Annotated in this window: 19 protein-coding genes; 17 read left to right on the top strand and 2 right to left on the bottom strand. The window is 37.2% G+C overall.

The genetic code is table 11. The features are described from left to right. The first annotated feature begins 24 nt into the window (after positions 1-24). The 16 genes from NKR74_RS18150 to NKR74_RS18075 all read left to right on the top strand — a co-directional run bounded on the left by NKR74_RS18150 (position 25) and on the right by NKR74_RS18075 (position 13,785). Complete coding sequence (locus tag NKR74_RS18150; protein ID WP_253630423.1) at positions 25-2,166, top strand: HD family phosphohydrolase; 2,142 nt, start codon at positions 25-27, stop codon at positions 2,164-2,166. Next, on the top strand, positions 2,167-2,637 hold the full coding sequence (gene ybeY / locus NKR74_RS18145; RefSeq protein WP_098307832.1) for an rRNA maturation RNase YbeY: 471 nt from the start codon (positions 2,167-2,169) through the stop codon (positions 2,635-2,637). It begins immediately after the preceding gene. Beyond that, on the top strand, positions 2,634-2,987 hold the full coding sequence (locus NKR74_RS18140) for a diacylglycerol kinase family protein (protein WP_253630422.1): 354 nt from the start codon (positions 2,634-2,636) through the stop codon (positions 2,985-2,987). The genes ybeY and NKR74_RS18140 overlap by 4 nt, the downstream gene beginning before the upstream one ends. Before the next feature lie 55 nt (positions 2,988-3,042). Next, complete coding sequence (locus NKR74_RS18135; RefSeq protein WP_098307828.1) at positions 3,043-3,441, top strand: cytidine deaminase; 399 nt, start codon at positions 3,043-3,045, stop codon at positions 3,439-3,441. Then, positions 3,434-4,342: a GTPase Era gene (gene era, locus NKR74_RS18130; protein WP_098307826.1), complete on the top strand. Its 909-nt coding sequence runs from the start codon at positions 3,434-3,436 to the stop codon at positions 4,340-4,342. Before NKR74_RS18135 ends, era begins: the two co-directional genes overlap by 8 nt. Positions 4,343-4,542: 200 nt before the next feature. After that, entirely contained in the window at positions 4,543-4,686 is a 144-nt protein-coding gene (locus NKR74_RS18125) for a YqzL family protein (protein ID WP_098307824.1), read from the top strand. 33 nt (positions 4,687-4,719) lie between these two features. Beyond that, positions 4,720-5,466: a DNA repair protein RecO gene (gene recO / locus NKR74_RS18120; protein ID WP_098307822.1), complete on the top strand. Its 747-nt coding sequence runs from the start codon at positions 4,720-4,722 to the stop codon at positions 5,464-5,466. 104 nt (positions 5,467-5,570) lie between these two features. Continuing rightward, entirely contained in the window at positions 5,571-6,203 is a 633-nt protein-coding gene (gene ccpN, locus NKR74_RS18115; RefSeq protein ID WP_098308050.1) for a transcriptional regulator CcpN, read from the top strand. A gap of 29 nt (positions 6,204-6,232) precedes the next feature. Further along, positions 6,233-7,045: a pyruvate, water dikinase regulatory protein gene (locus tag NKR74_RS18110; protein WP_098307820.1), complete on the top strand. Its 813-nt coding sequence runs from the start codon at positions 6,233-6,235 to the stop codon at positions 7,043-7,045. Between the two features lie 255 nt (positions 7,046-7,300). Next, complete coding sequence (locus NKR74_RS18105) at positions 7,301-7,444, top strand: hypothetical protein (RefSeq protein WP_253630421.1); 144 nt, start codon at positions 7,301-7,303, stop codon at positions 7,442-7,444. 27 nt (positions 7,445-7,471) lie between these two features. Then, entirely contained in the window at positions 7,472-7,759 is a 288-nt protein-coding gene (locus tag NKR74_RS18100; protein WP_253630420.1) for a DUF188 domain-containing protein, read from the top strand. 38 nt (positions 7,760-7,797) lie between these two features. Next, positions 7,798-9,594 (top strand): DNA primase, encoded by a 1,797-nt coding sequence (gene dnaG, locus NKR74_RS18095; protein ID WP_098307818.1) that lies wholly within the window; start codon positions 7,798-7,800, stop codon positions 9,592-9,594. A gap of 59 nt (positions 9,595-9,653) precedes the next feature. Beyond that, positions 9,654-10,775, top strand: a complete 1,122-nt coding sequence (rpoD, locus tag NKR74_RS18090) for an RNA polymerase sigma factor RpoD (RefSeq protein WP_098307816.1) — start codon at positions 9,654-9,656, stop codon at positions 10,773-10,775. A 385-nt stretch (positions 10,776-11,160) separates the two neighbouring features. Next, a complete protein-coding gene (gene cccA, locus NKR74_RS18085; RefSeq protein ID WP_098307814.1) occupies positions 11,161-11,520 on the top strand; it encodes a cytochrome c550 in 360 nt (119 codons plus the stop codon). A 439-nt stretch (positions 11,521-11,959) separates the two neighbouring features. Next, entirely contained in the window at positions 11,960-12,667 is a 708-nt protein-coding gene (locus tag NKR74_RS18080; RefSeq protein ID WP_098307812.1) for a tRNA (adenine(22)-N(1))-methyltransferase, read from the top strand. Further along, positions 12,664-13,785 carry a Nif3-like dinuclear metal center hexameric protein gene (locus tag NKR74_RS18075; protein ID WP_253630419.1) on the top strand — a complete coding sequence of 374 codons (1,122 nt, stop codon included), beginning with the start codon at positions 12,664-12,666 and terminating at the stop codon, positions 13,783-13,785. Before NKR74_RS18080 ends, NKR74_RS18075 begins: the two co-directional genes overlap by 4 nt. 144 nt (positions 13,786-13,929) lie before the next feature. Here NKR74_RS18075 and NKR74_RS18070 read toward each other — a convergent pair whose 3' ends face one another. Further along, the gene (locus NKR74_RS18070; RefSeq protein WP_098307808.1) at positions 13,930-14,871 is read right to left on the bottom strand and encodes a 4-hydroxy-3-methylbut-2-enyl diphosphate reductase; all 942 of its coding nucleotides are present in this window, start codon (positions 14,869-14,871) and stop codon (positions 13,930-13,932) included. A 90-nt stretch (positions 14,872-14,961) separates the two neighbouring features. Continuing rightward, positions 14,962-15,660: a VrrA/YqfQ family protein gene (gene vrrA / locus NKR74_RS18065; RefSeq protein WP_375337677.1), complete on the bottom strand. Its 699-nt coding sequence runs from the start codon at positions 15,658-15,660 to the stop codon at positions 14,962-14,964. Positions 15,661-15,838: 178 nt separating this feature from the next. On the opposite strand from vrrA, the gene NKR74_RS18060 reads away from it, so the two are divergent. Then, entirely contained in the window at positions 15,839-17,149 is a 1,311-nt protein-coding gene (locus NKR74_RS18060) for a DEAD/DEAH box helicase (protein ID WP_098307806.1), read from the top strand. Positions 17,150-17,212: the final 63 nt, after the last annotated feature.

Here is a 17,212-nt window from a genome sequence, read left to right as displayed (position 1 = left end):
AGGAGAGGAGAAGGTATTGTAATTATGTCAGGGTTTCAAGAAGTTGCTAAGTGGTTTCGCAATACACAACATTCGAAAAAACTGAGCTGGATTTCTTATGTTTTATTAGGAGCGGTGCTATTTTTGGCGCTGATGAATAATGTAAAACCGGAACAATTAGATGTCAAAATGTTGTCTATTTCAAAAAAGACAATCCATTCTCCTGTTAAAATTGAAGATAAAGTAACGACAGAAAAGAAAAAGAGAGAAGCGGCTCAAAAGGTCGAGGATCAGTATACGTATCGAAGTGAATATAAACAAAACCGGATTGATGTTGTGAATTCGGTCTTTGATGCAATAAAAGAAGTGGATTCAGAGGCAAATGCTTCGGCACCAAATGCGCAAAAAAACTTGTCGACTACAGAACGATTGGATAAATTAAAAAAGAAATTGCCAACGGATTTAACGAAAAGTTTGTCTGATCAAGTGTTGTTGCAATTTTTAAATGCGACAGAAGATCAGCTTCTTGTGGCGAGGGAATCAACCGTCACAGCTGTCAATAATTTAATGAGTTATCAAATTAAAATGAATGAAGTGGATCAGTTTAAAGACCGTATTACTAACGAGTTAAAAAACGTATCTGTTAGTAACGAATTGAAACAAGCAATTACCGCACTTGGTCAGTATGCGATTGTACCAAACTATTTTTACGATTCGTCTGCTACGAAGGAACAGAAGCAAATGGCGATGGATCAAGTGGATCCTGTCTATATTTTACAAGGTCAAATTCTTGTAAAAGAAGGTGAAACAATTACAAGAGAAGTGTATGAACAGTTGAAGTTAGTAGGATTACTGAATCAAAGTAATTCATTTCAACCATTTTTGGGACTGGCTATTTTTATTGGTGTTCTTCTATTTTTTATGCATAAGCAATTTGAGGCGTTTTTAAAGCCGAAAAGAGAGGACAAGCCATATATTTTAGCATATACAACAATTGTCGCCATTACAGTTGTTTTAATGAAAATTATTAGTTTGTTTCAAAAGTTAGAATATGCCGGTATTGCTTATATTGCTCCGGTTGCAATGGGAACTATATTAGTGAAGCTGATGATTGGTGATCGATTTGTTTTTATAACAAGTGTGATTTTTTCAGTGTGCGGTAGTATTTTATTTAATGAAGAGGTAACGAGTACACTTAATTATTCAGTTGGGATTTATGTATTGCTTAGCTCGCTTTCTGTTAGCATTTTTTTACGGGAAAAAAATCGTCGTACAATGTTGCTGCAAACTGGGATACTTGTATCTATTTTAAATGTGGTTGTATTAGCAGCTTTATTGCTACTGCGCAATGGAAACTTTTCACCGATTGAGATTGGAACACATTTATTAATGGCAGCAGCATCTGGGATTATTTCATCGGTTTTAGCAATGGGAATTTTGCCATATTTAGAAAGTGGCCTTGGTCTTGTTTCTAGTATGAAGTTGGTGGAATTAGCAAGTCCAAATCATCCATTGCTTCGCAAAATTTTATTAGAAGCACCAGGAACGTATCATCATAGTGTCATGGTCGCGAATTTATCAGAAGCGGCATGTGAAGCTGTTGGGGCGAATGGTGTGCTAGCACGTGTAGGAGCATATTATCATGATATCGGAAAAACAGTGCAGCCGCATTTCTTTATTGAAAATCAAATGGGAATCTCAAATCCCCATGATCGATTGGACCCTGAAACAAGCAGAGATATTATAATTGCCCATGTTACAAATGGAGTAAAAATGTTAGAAGAACATCATATTCCGCAAGAGATTATTGATATCACAGCGCAGCATCATGGAACTACTTTGTTAAAGTATTTCTACTATAAAGCAATGCAAGAGGATAAAGAGAAGTACACAGAAGAGATGTTTCGTTATCCAGGTCCAAAAGCAACATCAAAAGAATCGGCTATTGTCGGTGTTGCTGACAGTGTAGAAGCGGCAGTGCGTTCCATGAATGCACCAACACCAGAGCAAATTGATAATCTTGTTCATAGTATTATTAAAGACCGTCTACAAGATGGACAATTCAGTGAATGTAATTTAACATTTAAAGAACTGCAAATTGTGGAGAAAACATTATGTGAAACATTAAATGGAATTTTCCATTCTCGGATTAAGTATCCGAAATTATCAGAAGAAAAGGTGAAGTAAATGGGGTTAATAATTGACTTTTTTGATGAAACGGAAGAAGTAAAAGAAGAGTATGTTGAACTAATTCAACAGTTAGTTGAAAAAGCAGCAGAGACAGAATCTGTAGAAGACGGAGCGGAACTTTCAATTACATTTGTAAATAATGAGCGCATTCAAGAAATTAACCGTGAATATCGTGATAAAGATCAGCCAACAGACGTAATCTCTTTTGCGATGGAAGATATGGGCGAAGGAGAAATGGAAATTGTCGGTGTGGACATGCCCCGCATGTTAGGCGATATTATTATTTCTATTCCGAGAACGAAAGAGCAGGCTGAAGAATATGGCCATTCTTTTGAGCGTGAGCTTGGTTTTTTAGCGGTGCATGGCTTTTTGCATTTGCTTGGTTATGATCATATGACAGAAGAAGAAGAAAAGGTTATGTTTGAAAGACAAAAAGAAATTCTCAATGCTTTTGGATTGGGTAGATGAAAAAAGGAAAACTTATAAACAGTTTCCGCTATGCATTTGCTGGAATTTTCTTTTGTCTTCTCCATGAACGAAATGTACAAATTCATTGTTTAGCAACGTTCATTGTTAGTGGCCTTGGTTTTTATTTTCATATTACGAAAACAGAATGGCTTATTTTACTTTTGACAATTGGGGGGGTATTTGCACTAGAAATCGTTAATACAGCGGTGGAGAAAACGGTTGATTTAGTAACGACTGAGGTGAAACCACTTGCTAAAATAGCAAAAGACGCAGCAGCAGGCGCGGTGTTATTTTTCTCGATTATTGCCGTTGTAATTGGTGCTATTATCTTTGGACCGTATATGATATAGTTGCATTCCAAAGATTTTTATCTTTTCATATTGTAAATGGAAAGGAAGAGAAACTGTGAACAGCAAAGAGTTAATTCAAGAAGCAATCGAAGCGCGTAAACAAGCATACGTACCGTATTCTAAATTTCAAGTAGGTGCTGCCTTATTAACGACAGACGGGAAAGTATATCGTGGTTGTAATGTTGAGAATGCATCATATGGTTTGTGTAACTGCGCGGAAAGAACAGCGCTATTTAAAGCGATTTCGGAAGGAAGTACAGAATTTACTGCAATTGCAGTTGTAGCGGATACAAAACGTCCAGTACCTCCTTGTGGAGCGTGTCGTCAAGTTATGGTAGAATTGTGTGAGTCAAATACAAAAGTGTATTTGACAAATTTAAAAGGTGACATACAAGAAACAACAGTAGGAGAATTGTTACCAGGAGCATTTTTAGCGGAGGATTTACATGAATAGAGAAGGTTTTAAATCAGGTTTTGTCTCTATTATTGGGAGACCAAACGTTGGAAAATCAACATTTTTAAACCGAATTATCGGTCAAAAAATTGCGATTATGAGTGATAAACCACAAACAACACGTAATAAAATTCAAGGTGTATACACAGAAAATGATGCGCAAGTCATATTTATTGATACACCAGGTATACATAAACCAAAGCATAAGCTTGGCGATTTTATGGTTAAAATGGCTCAAACAACAATAAAAGAAGTAGACATTGTTTTGTTTATGGTCAATGCAGAGGAAGGCTTTGGACGTGGTGAAGAGTTTATCATTGAAAAATTGCAAGAAACGAAGCGACCAGTATTTTTAGTAATTAATAAAATTGATCAAGTTCATCCAGAGGAGCTGCTTGGACTTATTGATAAATACCGTACGTTATATGATTTTGCTGAAATTGTGCCCATTTCAGCATTAGAAGGAAATAATGTGGATGCGTTAATTGGTGCGATTAAAAAATATTTACCAGAAGGCCCGCAGTATTATCCGGAGAATCAAGTGACAGACCATCCGGAGCGCTTTATTATTGCAGAACTTATTCGTGAAAAAGTATTGCATTTAACACGTGAAGAAGTGCCGCATTCTGTTGCGGTTGTTATTGATGCAATTCAAAAGCGTGAAGGCGGGGCAGTTTATGTTAATGCAACAGTCATTGTAGAACGTCCATCACAAAAAGGAATTGTGATTGGGAAACAAGGAAAGATGTTAAAAGAAATTGGAAAGAGAGCGCGCTTTGATATTGAGTCGCTTCTTGGTTCAAGAGTATTTTTAGAGCTGTGGGTAAAAGTGCAGAAAGATTGGCGTAACAAAATGTCACAGTTACGTGACCTTGGCTTCCGTGAAGACGAATATCTATAAAGTGAAACTTCCATTCGTGAGATGTTTTTCTTTACGAATGGTTAGTTGAACCAATCGAGTTTTTGCTGCCCACAAATAGTGGATAAAAACTGTATATTTTAGAAAAAATTTTCTCACATGAAAATGAACAAAATGGGTCATTTTAATAACAAAGAAAGAAATTGGGTTACATGCACGCTTACTAAGAAAGGTGGATTCTTATGTTAGATTTTACCTGGAAAGTTTTCTCGAAAACAGGAAGCATTGAAACGTATCTGCTCTTAAAAGAAATGGAAAAAAGTGCAGAGGATGAAATGCATCAGCATGACGAAATATTAGTAGAGCTAGATTCTCCAATTTCCTAACCCATTTTGTTCGAACCTTGGATGGTGACGAACATGTTTCAAAAAATTGAGGGAATTGTCATTCGAACGATTGATTATGGAGAAACAAACAAAATTGTAACCATATTTTCCCGCGAATTAGGGAAAGTTAGCGCAATGGCCAGAGGAGCTAAAAAACCTAAAAGTAGACTGGCATCCATTTCTCAATTATTAACTCACGGCCATTTTCTTATTCAAATGGGTTCTGGTTTAGGGACATTACAGCAAGGTGAAATTATTTCTTCTATGCGAGAAATCCGTGAAGATTTATTTTTAACAGCTTATGCATCATTTATTGTTGAATTGACTGATAAAGCCACAGAAGAGAAAAAACATAATCCATATTTATTTGAAATGTTATATCAAACGTTGCATTATATGAGTGAAGGGGTTGACCCGGAAGTTTTAGCGCTAATCTATCAAACGAAAATGTTGCCAGTTTTCGGGCTTAATCCATACTTTGATACATGTGCGATTTGTCACCAGTCAACAGATTTTGTCGCCTTCTCTGTTAGGGAAGGCGGCTTTCTTTGTAAACATCACGCTGAGCAAGACTCATATCGTATTGCAATTGGAGAAGCTGTTCACAAGCTGTTGCGGTTATTTTATCATTTTGATTTAGCGCGTCTTGGAAGTGTATCTGTTAAAGAAGACACAAAGAAACAAATGCGCACAGTATTGAATATGTACTATGATGAGTATTGTGGGATCTATTTGAAATCAAGACGTTTTTTAGACCAGCTGGATAAATTTCAAATATAGTGGACCAAATGAGGTCTTTTTTACATACTTTCTTTTTCGAATGATATATTTAGTATATAATATTTAAGAGATAGTATAACTCTTTTCGTGTTGTAATGAAGGTGGTGATTATCATAGAACTGAATAAGCGCCAAGAACATATCATCCAGATTGTAAAAGATAACGGTCCAATTACAGGAGAAGCGATTGCTGAGCAATTAAATTTAACGAGAGCAACGCTTAGGCCAGATTTAGCTATTTTAACAATGGCGGGTTATTTAGAAGCGCGTCCACGTGTTGGCTACTTTTATACCGGGAAAACAGGTGGGCAATTGCTTTCTGAGGCAGTTAAAAAAATTATTGTACAAGATTATCAATCTAGGCCAGCTGTGATTGATAAAAACGTTTCTGTATATGATGCAATCTGTGCAATGTTTTTAGAAGATGTCGGTACTTTATTTATCGTTGACCAAAATACATTGTTAGTCGGTGTTGTTTCTCGAAAAGATTTGTTAAGAGCAAGTCTAGGAAAGCAGGATTTAACGTCATTACCGGTAAATATTATTATGACAAGAATGCCGAATGTTACGATGTGTCGCAAGGAAGATAGCTTGTATGATGTTGCAATGGATTTAATAGAAAAGCAGATTGATGCTGTTCCGGTTGTGAAGGACACGAAACAAGGATTAGAAGTTGTCGGTCGCATCACAAAAACTAATATTACGCGTGCATTCGTTGATTTAGTGAATCATGAGTAAGTGCAATTCGTTTAAAGTGAGGTAATGCAATGAATAGTAAAATTGTATATGTCGTATCTGATTCGGTTGGAGAAACAGCTGATTTAGTTGTTCGAGCAGCGATGGGACAATTTCCGTTTGCGCCGGATATTAGACGTGTACCGTACGTAGAAGATACAGGGACATTAAAAGAAGTTATTTCTATCGCCAAAAGTAATGATGCGCTTATTTGTTTTACGTTAGTAAAGCCCGATATGCGAAAATATTTACGGGAAGAAGCGGCAAAAGAAGGTGTAGAGGCTTATGATATTATCGGTCCTCTTATCGATCAAATTGAAGAAGTAACAGGGCAAATCCCAAGGTATGAGCCAGGGGTTGTACGAAAGTTGGATGAAGAGTATTTCAAAAAGATTGAAGCGATTGAATTTGCTGTGAAATATGACGATGGTAGAGATGCGCGTGGTCTTTTAAAAGCTGATATCGTATTAATTGGAGTGTCTCGTACATCAAAAACACCACTTTCACAATATCTTGCACATAACAAGCGATTAAAAGTTGCCAATGTTCCTCTCGTACCCGAAGTGGATCCGCCGGAAGAATTATATCGCGTGCCGAAAGAAAAATGCTTTGGTTTAAAAATAACGCCCGATAAATTAAATCATATTCGCAGGGAACGTTTAAAATCTCTTGGATTAAGTGATGGAGCAAGTTACGCCAACATTAATCGTATTAAAGAAGAGATTGAACACTTTGAACGTGTAGTGAATAAAATCGGTTGTCCTGTTATTGATGTATCGAATAAAGCGATTGAAGAAACAGCAAATATTATTGTGAATGCAGTGCAAAACCGACAGAAGTTTTAGCACATTTACCAAAGGTGAATGTGCTTTTTTCACTCAATTATGAAAAAACAATGGACATCTAGCTAAGTTTAGAAAAATATATTATAATAAAAAATTGTGATAAAAACATTCATTTTACGTTTAGACTTTAATTTTTCAGAATAAACTAGGGATAGGATTTGTAAAGGAAATACTTTTACGTAAAATCGACAAAAATCTGAACAAGAAAACACACATTATGGAAGGATTCACAGAAGGGATGTAGAATAGAGAAATATGCAAAACATCACTAAAATTTTTGTTGATGCAGATGCATGTCCAGTGAAGGAAGAAATTTTGCACGTCGGTGCAAAATTTCATGTCGACATTTGGTTTATCGCATCCTACTCTCATCAGTCAAGAAGCCAAAAAGGAAATTAGGTATATGTAGATTCTGCACAAGACGAGGTGGATTTTTACATCTATCAACGTGCAAAAGCAGGAAATCTCGTTATCACACAAGATATGGGATTTGCTGGTCTTCTCGTCAAAAAAGGAGTATACGTATTATCTCCGCGCGGCACAATTGTGACCGATGAGCATATGGATACAATTTTATATAATCGATATGTATCTGCGAAGTTACGTAGACAAGGAACCTTTACAAAAGGGCCAAAATCATTTTCTAAGTGTGATGGACAATGTTTTTTGTCTAGTTTAGAAAAAATATTGTCGAATTATAAAGGAATTCTTTAGTTTGTATCGAATACAAAATACGACACGGAGATGGAGTTATGGGGAACAGAATTCCCGAGGAAGTTGTAGAACAAATTCGTACATCGTCTGATATTGTTGAAGTCATTGGGGAATATGTGCAGCTTAAAAAACAAGGTCGAAATTATTTTGGGCTTTGTCCTTTTCATGGCGAGAACTCACCGTCGTTTTCTGTTTCTGCTGATAAGCAAATTTTTCATTGCTTCGGATGTGGAGAAGGGGGAAATGTTTTTTCCTTTTTAATGAAAATAGACGGACTGTCTTTTGTGGAAGCTGTACAAAAATTAGGTGAGCGAAATGGAATTCCTGTTGCTAACTTTACATCAGACTTAGAGCAAAAACAAAACATATCTGATGATAGTATGATTATGTTGCAAGCTCATGAGCTTTTGAAAAAGTATTACCATCATCTTTTAGTAAATACAGAAGATGGGAAACAATCGCTTTCGTATTTGCTAGAGCGAGGTATTACGAAAGAAATGATTGCAAAATTTGAAATTGGATATGCCACTCCTGCTTGGGATGCAGCGGCGAAAATCTTGCAAAAGCGAGGTTTCTCACCAGCTGTTATGGAACAAGCTGGGTTACTTGTTCGCAGTGAGAAGGATGGCAGTTATCATGATCGTTTTCGTGGACGAGTTATGTTTCCAATTCATACACTGCAAGGAAAAGTAGCTGCTTTTAGTGGACGGGCATTAGGAGATGATACTCCTAAGTATTTGAATAGCCCAGAAACGCCTATTTTTCATAAAAGCAAGCTACTATATAATTTTCATCAAGCAAGGCCATTTATTCGAAAACGAGGGCAAGTTCTTCTCTTTGAAGGATATGCGGATGTTTTAGCAGCTGTGAAAAGTGGAATTGAAGAATCTGTTGCAACAATGGGCACTGCTTTAACTGAGGAACAGGCGAAGCTTCTGCGGCGTAATGTTGAAACTGTTGTTCTTTGCTATGATGGTGATAAAGCAGGACAAGAAGCAACAATGAAAGCAGGACAATTGTTATTGCAAACCGGTTGTGAAGTGAAAGTTGTCTCTATGCCAGATAAATTAGACCCTGACGAATATGTACAGCGATACGGGACAACACAGTTTCAGAAACTTGTACATGCAAGTATAAGTTTTGTTGGATTTAAAATAAATTATCTTCGTTTAGGGAAAAATTTGCAAGATGAATCTGGAAAAGAAGCTTATGTGAAAAGTGTTTTAAAAGAGTTAGCGTCATTGCAAGACGCAATGCAGGCAGAATCGTATTTGAAGGCATTGTCACAGGAATTTGCTTACTCAATGGAAACACTACTTGGGCAATTGCACCAATATCGCAAAGAACAAAAGGTACAGCAAAAACAGACAAAGCCAATTTCGCAGCCTTCTCAAATTGTTCATGCGAAGCCGAAATTTTCTGGTTTTGAAAGAGCTGAAAGAGAGCTTATTTATCATATGTTGCAAAGTGTAGATATCGCTTTTCGTATCGAGCCTCATATAGAAGATTTTCATACGGAAGAACATAAAGGGATTTTATATGAGCTATACGCATATTATGAAAAGGGAAATGAACCGTCAGTCGGAAACTTTTTAAGTTGGCTTTCTGATGAAAAGTTAAAAAATATTGTAACCAATATTTCAACAGATGAAATGATTAATCCCGAATACTCAGAAGAATTGCTTCAAGGTAACGTAGATGCTTTGCGTCGGCATAAGCAAAAAATAAAGAAAATGGAAAATATTTTTACGCTCAAGCAAATGGAAAAAGAAGACCATTTGGCAGCAGCGCGTTTTTTCCAAGAGTATTTACAAAAGCGAAAAGCAAGAAAATAGCTTTTTGTATAAAAACTTATTATAATCATTGTTTGTATCTCGCGTAAGGAGGGGAACAAATGGCTGATAAACCAGCTCGTTCTAAACAAATTGAAACTGATATAACACTTGAGCAAGTGAAAGAGCAACTCACAGAGCTCGGAAAAAAACGTGGCGTTCTTACATATGAAGAGATTGCAGAACGCATGAGCGGATTTGATATTGAATCCGAACAAATGGATGAATATTATGAATATTTAGGTGAACAAGGAATTGATTTAGTTGGCGACAACGATGAAGATCCAAACACACGTCAATTAGCCAAAGCAGAAGAAGAGTTTGACTTAAATGATTTAAGTGTACCGCCAGGTGTGAAAATTAATGATCCTGTGCGCATGTACTTAAAAGAAATTGGTCGTGTTGACTTACTATCTGCTGAAGATGAAATTGCTCTTGCAAAACGTATTGAAGAAGGCGATGAAGAAGCGAAGCGTCGCCTTGCAGAAGCAAACTTACGTCTTGTTGTAAGTATTGCAAAACGTTATGTTGGCCGCGGTATGCTTTTCTTAGACTTAATTCAAGAAGGGAATATGGGTCTAATTAAAGCAGTTGAAAAGTTTGATTACCGCAAAGGGTATAAATTTAGTACGTATGCAACATGGTGGATTCGCCAAGCGATTACACGTGCAATTGCGGACCAAGCAAGAACAATTCGTATACCAGTTCATATGGTTGAAACAATTAATAAATTAATTCGTGTTCAACGTCAGTTATTACAAGATTTAGGTCGTGAGCCGTCTCCTGAAGAAATCGGTGAAGAGATGGATTTGTCTCCTGAAAAAGTACGCGAAATCTTAAAAATTGCACAAGAGCCAGTATCTCTTGAAACGCCAATTGGTGAAGAGGACGACTCTCATTTAGGTGACTTTATTGAAGACCAAGAAGCAACATCTCCTGCAGAGCATGCAGCATATGAGTTATTAAAAGAGCAATTAGAAGATGTATTAGATACATTAACAGATCGTGAAGAAAATGTTCTTCGTCTTCGTTTCGGCTTAGACGATGGACGAACTCGTACGCTTGAAGAAGTTGGAAAAGTATTCGGCGTTACGAGAGAGCGTATTCGTCAAATTGAAGCAAAAGCGCTTCGTAAATTAAGACACCCAAGCCGTAGCAAACGTTTGAAAGATTTCTTAGAATAGAGATTTGTTTAAAGTTTACTTCATTAATATGGAGTAAACTTTTTTCTTTTGTTAATTTTTGTTAAAATTTAGCCATCGAAAGCAATTACAATTCTTGTAATTTATTTTACAGAATTGTCTTTTGATTTGCAAATGGTCATTTTTCGATTTTTCGATTAATTTCGTGTATTCCTAGCAAAAATATGTGGAAAATATAACTGTTTATGATGAGAAAAGAGGATATTTATCAAAAATTTACATGATTTTGTAGCAGAATAATTGATAGAATATATGGAATATTTTTAACTTAGTATAGTTTGGTCTTTTCTGGTAGAGCGTTTTCAAGTACAATAGAAATGACTGAATCATCAAATTATTAGGGGATATAGAGGGGGAAAAAGAAAAAATGAAGCGTAATCCGTTAATTCCATTTGCTCTTATTGCTGTATTGGGAATTGTTATTATGTTTGTATTTTCATTTCAAGGCATGCATAAATCAAAGGAACTAGCTGAAGCGAAGAAACACGGGGGAAAAACGACACAAACAGCAGCAAAGCCTGAAGAGATTGTAAAACAAAGTTGTACAAGCTGTCATGGTGATCAGTTGCAAGGGGCAGTTGGTCCTAATCTACAAAAAGTGGGCGACAGACTTTCAAAAGATCAAATCCAAGAAGTTATTTTAAAAGGAAGAGGAAATATGCCAGCAGGTATTATTCCGGCGGATCAAGCATCAAAAGTTGCGGATTGGTTATCAAAGAAAAAATAATATTTTATTACATAGATAACTCTTTGCGCCTAAGCGAAGGGTCTTTTTTTGTTCCGTTATTCGTGGGCAGTAAGACTCCCGCCTTAAGATTGTGAGAAAACAAAGAAGATAGGTAGGAGGTAAACTGCTCGTAAGAGCCCGATTGGTTCAACTAACCATCAGTGGGGGATAAAGAAAACCCCCCCACTGATGGAAGTTTCACTTTATTATGTTTGCTTTCTGTTTGCCTTCTTTTTAAAATAGGATAAAGATAATCGTAACAAAGCAATGTGAGGACTACATGAAACAATTATTTTTTGATATATGAATAAATTGGGAGAAAGGTTTTTGAAAAATAAATGCTTTGCAAGGGGAGGGAAATGATTTATTCCCTTGCAACAACGACTATAAATTCTTTATCATGGAGACAGACTGAAAAGAGAAGGAGTAATTGAAACAAATGAATGAAGTAAAGCTTTCAAAACGATTAGAAGAAGTGGTGCTTGAAATTCCAACAGGTTCCACTGTTGCAGATATTGGTTCGGATCATGCTTATTTACCTTGCTATACGATTTTACATAATATTGCCACACAAGCGGTAGCGGGAGAGGTTGTAGAAGGTCCGTTCCGTTCCGCTCAAGCTACAGTAGCAGAGTGCGGATTGCAAGATAAAGTGAACGTACGTAAAGGGAATGGCTTAGAAGTAATCGCGCCAGGTGAAGTAGATGTAATTACAATTGCAGGTATGGGTGGTGCGTTAATTCGTGATATTTTAGAGAATGGAAAAGAGAAGCTTATTGGTGTAACTCGTTTAATTCTACAACCTAATATTGCTGCGCATCATATTCGCGAATGGTTTATTGAAAATGGCTGGGAATTAATAAAAGAAAAAATTGTAAAAGAAGACGGGAAGATTTACGAAATTTTAGTAGGGGAACAGGGTAATACCCTTGCACCGTACAATGAGAAAAAAGAAGAAGCTTTATTAATGGGACCATTTTTAATGAAAGAGAAAAATGAAGCGTTTGTAGAAAAATGGGAGAGCGAGCGAAAAAACTTTAAAAATATTTGCAAGCAATTAGAACTTGCGACAGAGACAGAAGATACAAAAGTAAAGCGTGCAGAAGTGTTAGAGAAGATACGTATGATTGAGGAGGTTTTATCGTGAGTAAAACGCCGAATGGATATGAAATCATTTCTTTATTTGAAAGTATGTACCCAAAACATTTAGCAGTCGAAGGTGATAAGGTGGGATTGCAAATTGGGGCATTAAATAAATCGGTAGAGAATGTTTTAATCGCTCTTGATGTAACGGAAGGCGTTGTACAAGAAGCGATAGAAAAAGGGGCAAATTTAATTATTGCTCATCACCCGCTGATCTTTAATCCATTAAAAGTAATTCATACAGAGCAAGCATACGGGCGTATTATTGAAATGTGTATAAAACATGATATTGCGGTTTATGCTGCTCACACAAATGTGGATATCGCAAAAGGTGGTGTGAATGATTTACTTGCAGATGCTTTAGGGTTGCAGGAAACGGAAGTGCTTGTTCCTACTTATGCAGAAGAAATGAAAAAGCTAGTTGTATTTGTTCCTTCTTCGCATGCAGAAACAGTACGTCAAGCGATTGGTGACGCAGGAGCAGGTCATATCGGCAATTATAGCCACTGTACGTTTAATAGTGAGGGTACTGGTACGTTTCTGCCGCAAGAAGGAACGAATCCGTATATCGGAGAGACAGGGCGTTTAGAACAAGTGGAAGAAGTTCGTATTGAAACAATTATCCCGGCTTCCTTGCAGCGTAAAATCATGAAAGCAATGCTAGGGGCACATCCGTATGAAGAAGTGGCATATGATATTTATCCGCTAGAGAACAAAGGTGAAACATTAGGACTTGGGAAAATTGGATATTTACCACAAGAAATGACATTACAGCAGTTTGCAGAGCGTGTGAAGGAATCCCTTGAAGTGAAGGGGGCTCGCGTTGTTGGGAACTTACATGATACTGTGAAAAAAGTAGCGGTACTTGGCGGGGATGGAAATAAATATATGAAGCAAGCGAAGTTTAAAGGAGCAGACGTATATGTAACAGGAGATATGTATTATCATGTTGCACATGATGCGATGATGTTAGGGTTAAATATTGTAGACCCAGGGCATAACGTGGAGAAAGTGATGAAAAAAGGCGTGCAAAAACAATTACAAGCAAAAGTAGATGAGAGAAAGTTTACTGCGCGTATTCATGCTTCAGAATTACATACCGATCCATTTACATTTGTATAAAATGCAAAGTAAAATCCGTTATCTCATAAGATAACGGATTTATTTGTATTATCTCGCTATTTGTGGGAGGCTTACTGCCCGTAAAAGCCCGATTGGTGAGATCTTTCCATCAGTGAGGGAACCTCCACTGATGGAAGTTACACTTTATTTTGCCTTTACTTTTGGTAAGATTTTTTGTAATGGTACGTTTCGCTTACGCTCCCACGTTGCAGGATTTGTTGGATCGTACTGTTCAAAAAATGCGATTACTTCTTTTGTAATAGGTGTTGGTGTAGAAGCGCCTGCAGTAATAGCGACTGTTTCTACGCCTTGTAGCCATTCTAATTGAATTTCACTTACATCGGCAACGCGGTATGCTTTTGTGCTGGCAATTTCTTCAGACACTTGTGCAAGACGGTTAGAGTTATTACTTTTTGGATCGCCAACAACAATTGTTAAATCAGCAGCAGTTGCTTGTTTTGCGACAGCCTCTTGACGCACTTGCGTAGCAAGGCAAATCTCTTTATGAAATTCTGCTGTTGGAAACTTTTCTTGGATGTTCTCCATAATATGTTGAACATCCCATTGACTCATCGTCGTTTGATTTGTGACCAAAATTTTATCAGTTGGAATGGCAAGTGTTTCAAGGTCTGCTGCTTTCTCAATGAGATGGACAATATCTGGGGCAATTCCAACTGCACCTTCAGGCTCAGGATGTCCTTTTTTACCGATATAAATAATATGGTAGCCTTCTGCTTTTTTTGCTTCAATTAAGTCGTGTGTTTTTGTTACGTCAGGACATGTCGCATCAATTGTTGTTAGTCCTTTTTCTTTTGCGCGCTGCTTTACTTCAGGAGATACACCGTGAGCTGTAAAAATAACAGTGCCAGACTCAATTTTCTCTAAAATATCTAAGCGGCTTGGGCCATCAAGCGTAATAATGCCATCTTCTTCAAACGCATCTGTTACGTGTTTGTTATGGACAATCATCCCTAAAATATAAATTGGTCTTGGTAAAGTTTTATCCAGCGCTGCATTGCGCGCAATGACCATCGCGTCTACAACACCGTAGCAATAGCCGCGAGGAGAAATTTTAACAATTTTCATATAATTAATCCGCTCCTTTAAAAAAGGATTTGTTTGATAAAGTTAATCCTTTTTATTATAAAGGAGAAGGAAGCGGATGACAAAGAAATGTTACACATATAACTTTGGTTTAGGAGTAGTTGACTGTAAGGTTTCTACGTTTGCATCATCTTCAAGCATGATTTGAGAAGTAAGTGGTTTGCTTGTAATAGGTATTTGTTTAGGTGGAGTGGGAGGTATTATTTCGACTTCTTCTGTTTCTTTTTCCTCAGTACTTTTTCCAGATGTAAGTATTTTCATTATGTTAGGAATACTGCGGACAATCGGGCCGTATTGCTGCACGACGGGTCCAACGGATTGGGCCATTTGGACAACTTTTTCAACGTTGTTTAGCATTCCAGTGGGGTTTGAAATGAAGTTAGTGAAAAAGCTGCCAATCCCACTAGATGTACTTCCTGCTGCTCCTGCTGCTCCGCGTGTTTCATTTGGTGCCATCATTTGAGGTTGCATCATTCTTTGCTGCTGCGGTTGCATATATGGGTGGTTTTGCTGCTGTTGCGGTTGCATATATGGACGGTTTTGCTGATATGGTATATTTGAGTAGGTTTCCATTTGTCTATAAGGGGGCATCATATGCATATATTCTGCAGCTGGGTCGTTTTTTTTAAACAATTTTGCAAGAAAGCCTTTCTTTTTAGGCATCATCGGTTGCATACCTGGTGACGGTTGCATGCCTGGTGACGGATACATCGTATAAGGATAGGGAGGCTGACCGTACATTTGTTGATATGGAGGAGATTTCATACGCATTAGGAAATCCTCCTTTCTTCAATTTGGTAATATACATCACAATATGCAATTGACAGTAAGAAGGTTAGTTTTTCCCCTGAAAAGCTAAACTAAAGATAGATTTTACTGATAGATTTCGATATAATGTTAACTTGACTGATTAATGAACGCAGTAGAAATAAGAAAGAAGGTGGAATGTATGACAGTGCAAACATTTACACAGTATAATTTTCAACCATTTTTAATAGATGCAATTCGTGAATTACGTTTTTCAGAACCGACAGAAATTCAACAGAAGATTTTCCCCGTCGTGAAAAAGGGCATTAGCATTATCGGACAATCACAAACAGGATCTGGAAAAACACACGCGTATTTACTTCCAACGTTAAATCGTATTGATGCAAGCCGAGAGGAAGTACAGCTCGTAATTACAGCTCCAACTCGTGAATTAGCACAGCAAATTTATGGAGAAATCGTCAAGATAACAAAGTTTTGTGAAGAAGACAAAATGATTACAGCGCGTTGTTTTATCGGTGGGACAGATAAACAGCGTTCAATTGAAAAGTTGAAGAAACAACCGCATGTTGTTGTCGGAACACCTGGCCGTATTAAAGATTTAGTGGAAGAGCAAGCGCTATTTGTACATACGGCTTCGATTATTGTTGTCGATGAGGCAGATTTAATGCTTGATATGGGCTTTATTCACGATGTGGATAAAATTGCAGCGCGTATGCCGAAAAATTTACAAATGCTTGTTTTCTCAGCGACAATTCCGCAAAAGTTAAAACCATTTATGAAGAAATATATGGACAACCCGGAGCATATTCATATTAATCCGAAGCAAGTAGCAGCAGTTAATCTTGAACATCATCTTATTCCATCAAGACACCGTAATAAAGTTGAGCTTGTGAAAAATATGTTACTGCAATATCAGCCGTATTTAGCGATCGTGTTTACAAATACAAAAAAAATGGCTGATGAAGTAGCTGATGGTTTAGCGGAGCGCGGTTTAAAAGTTGGTCGTATTCACGGTGATTTATCCCCTCGTGACCGCAAGAAAATGATGAAACAAGTTCGTGATTTAGAATTCCAATACATTGTAGCTACGGATTTAGCTGCACGTGGTATTGATATCGAAGGAATTAGTCATGTTATTAACTATGAAATTCCGTCCGATTTAGATTTCTTTATTCACCGTGTTGGTCGAACTGCACGTGCTGGGTACTCTGGTATTGCAGCAACAATTTATGATCCGGCTGATGAAGAAGCATTAGATACTTTAGAGAAGCAACGCCATATTGAATTCCAACACGTTGATTTGCGTGCTGGTGAGTGGGTTGAATTAGGCCCTCGTCGTCGTCGTCAAAGTCGTAAGAAACCAGATGATAAATTAGATGCTATGGCGCAAAAAGTTGTGAAGAAACCGAAAAAAGTAAAACCGAACTACAAGAAAAAACTTGAATGGGAACGCGAAAAAATTAAGAAAAAATATAGCAAAAAGAAAAGATAAGGGATTCCTTATCTTTTTTTGTGGAGAAGTTAGCAGTGTCAGGTTTCTACAAATTATGCTATC

The sequence above is a fragment of the Bacillus sp. 3103sda1 genome, assembly GCF_024159135.1.
GTDB classification, from domain to species: Bacteria; Bacillota; Bacilli; order Bacillales; family Bacillaceae_G; genus Bacillus_A; species Bacillus_A rhizoplanae.
Note: the sequence above shows the minus strand (reverse complement) of the source record. Positions and strands in the feature narration are given on the sequence as shown.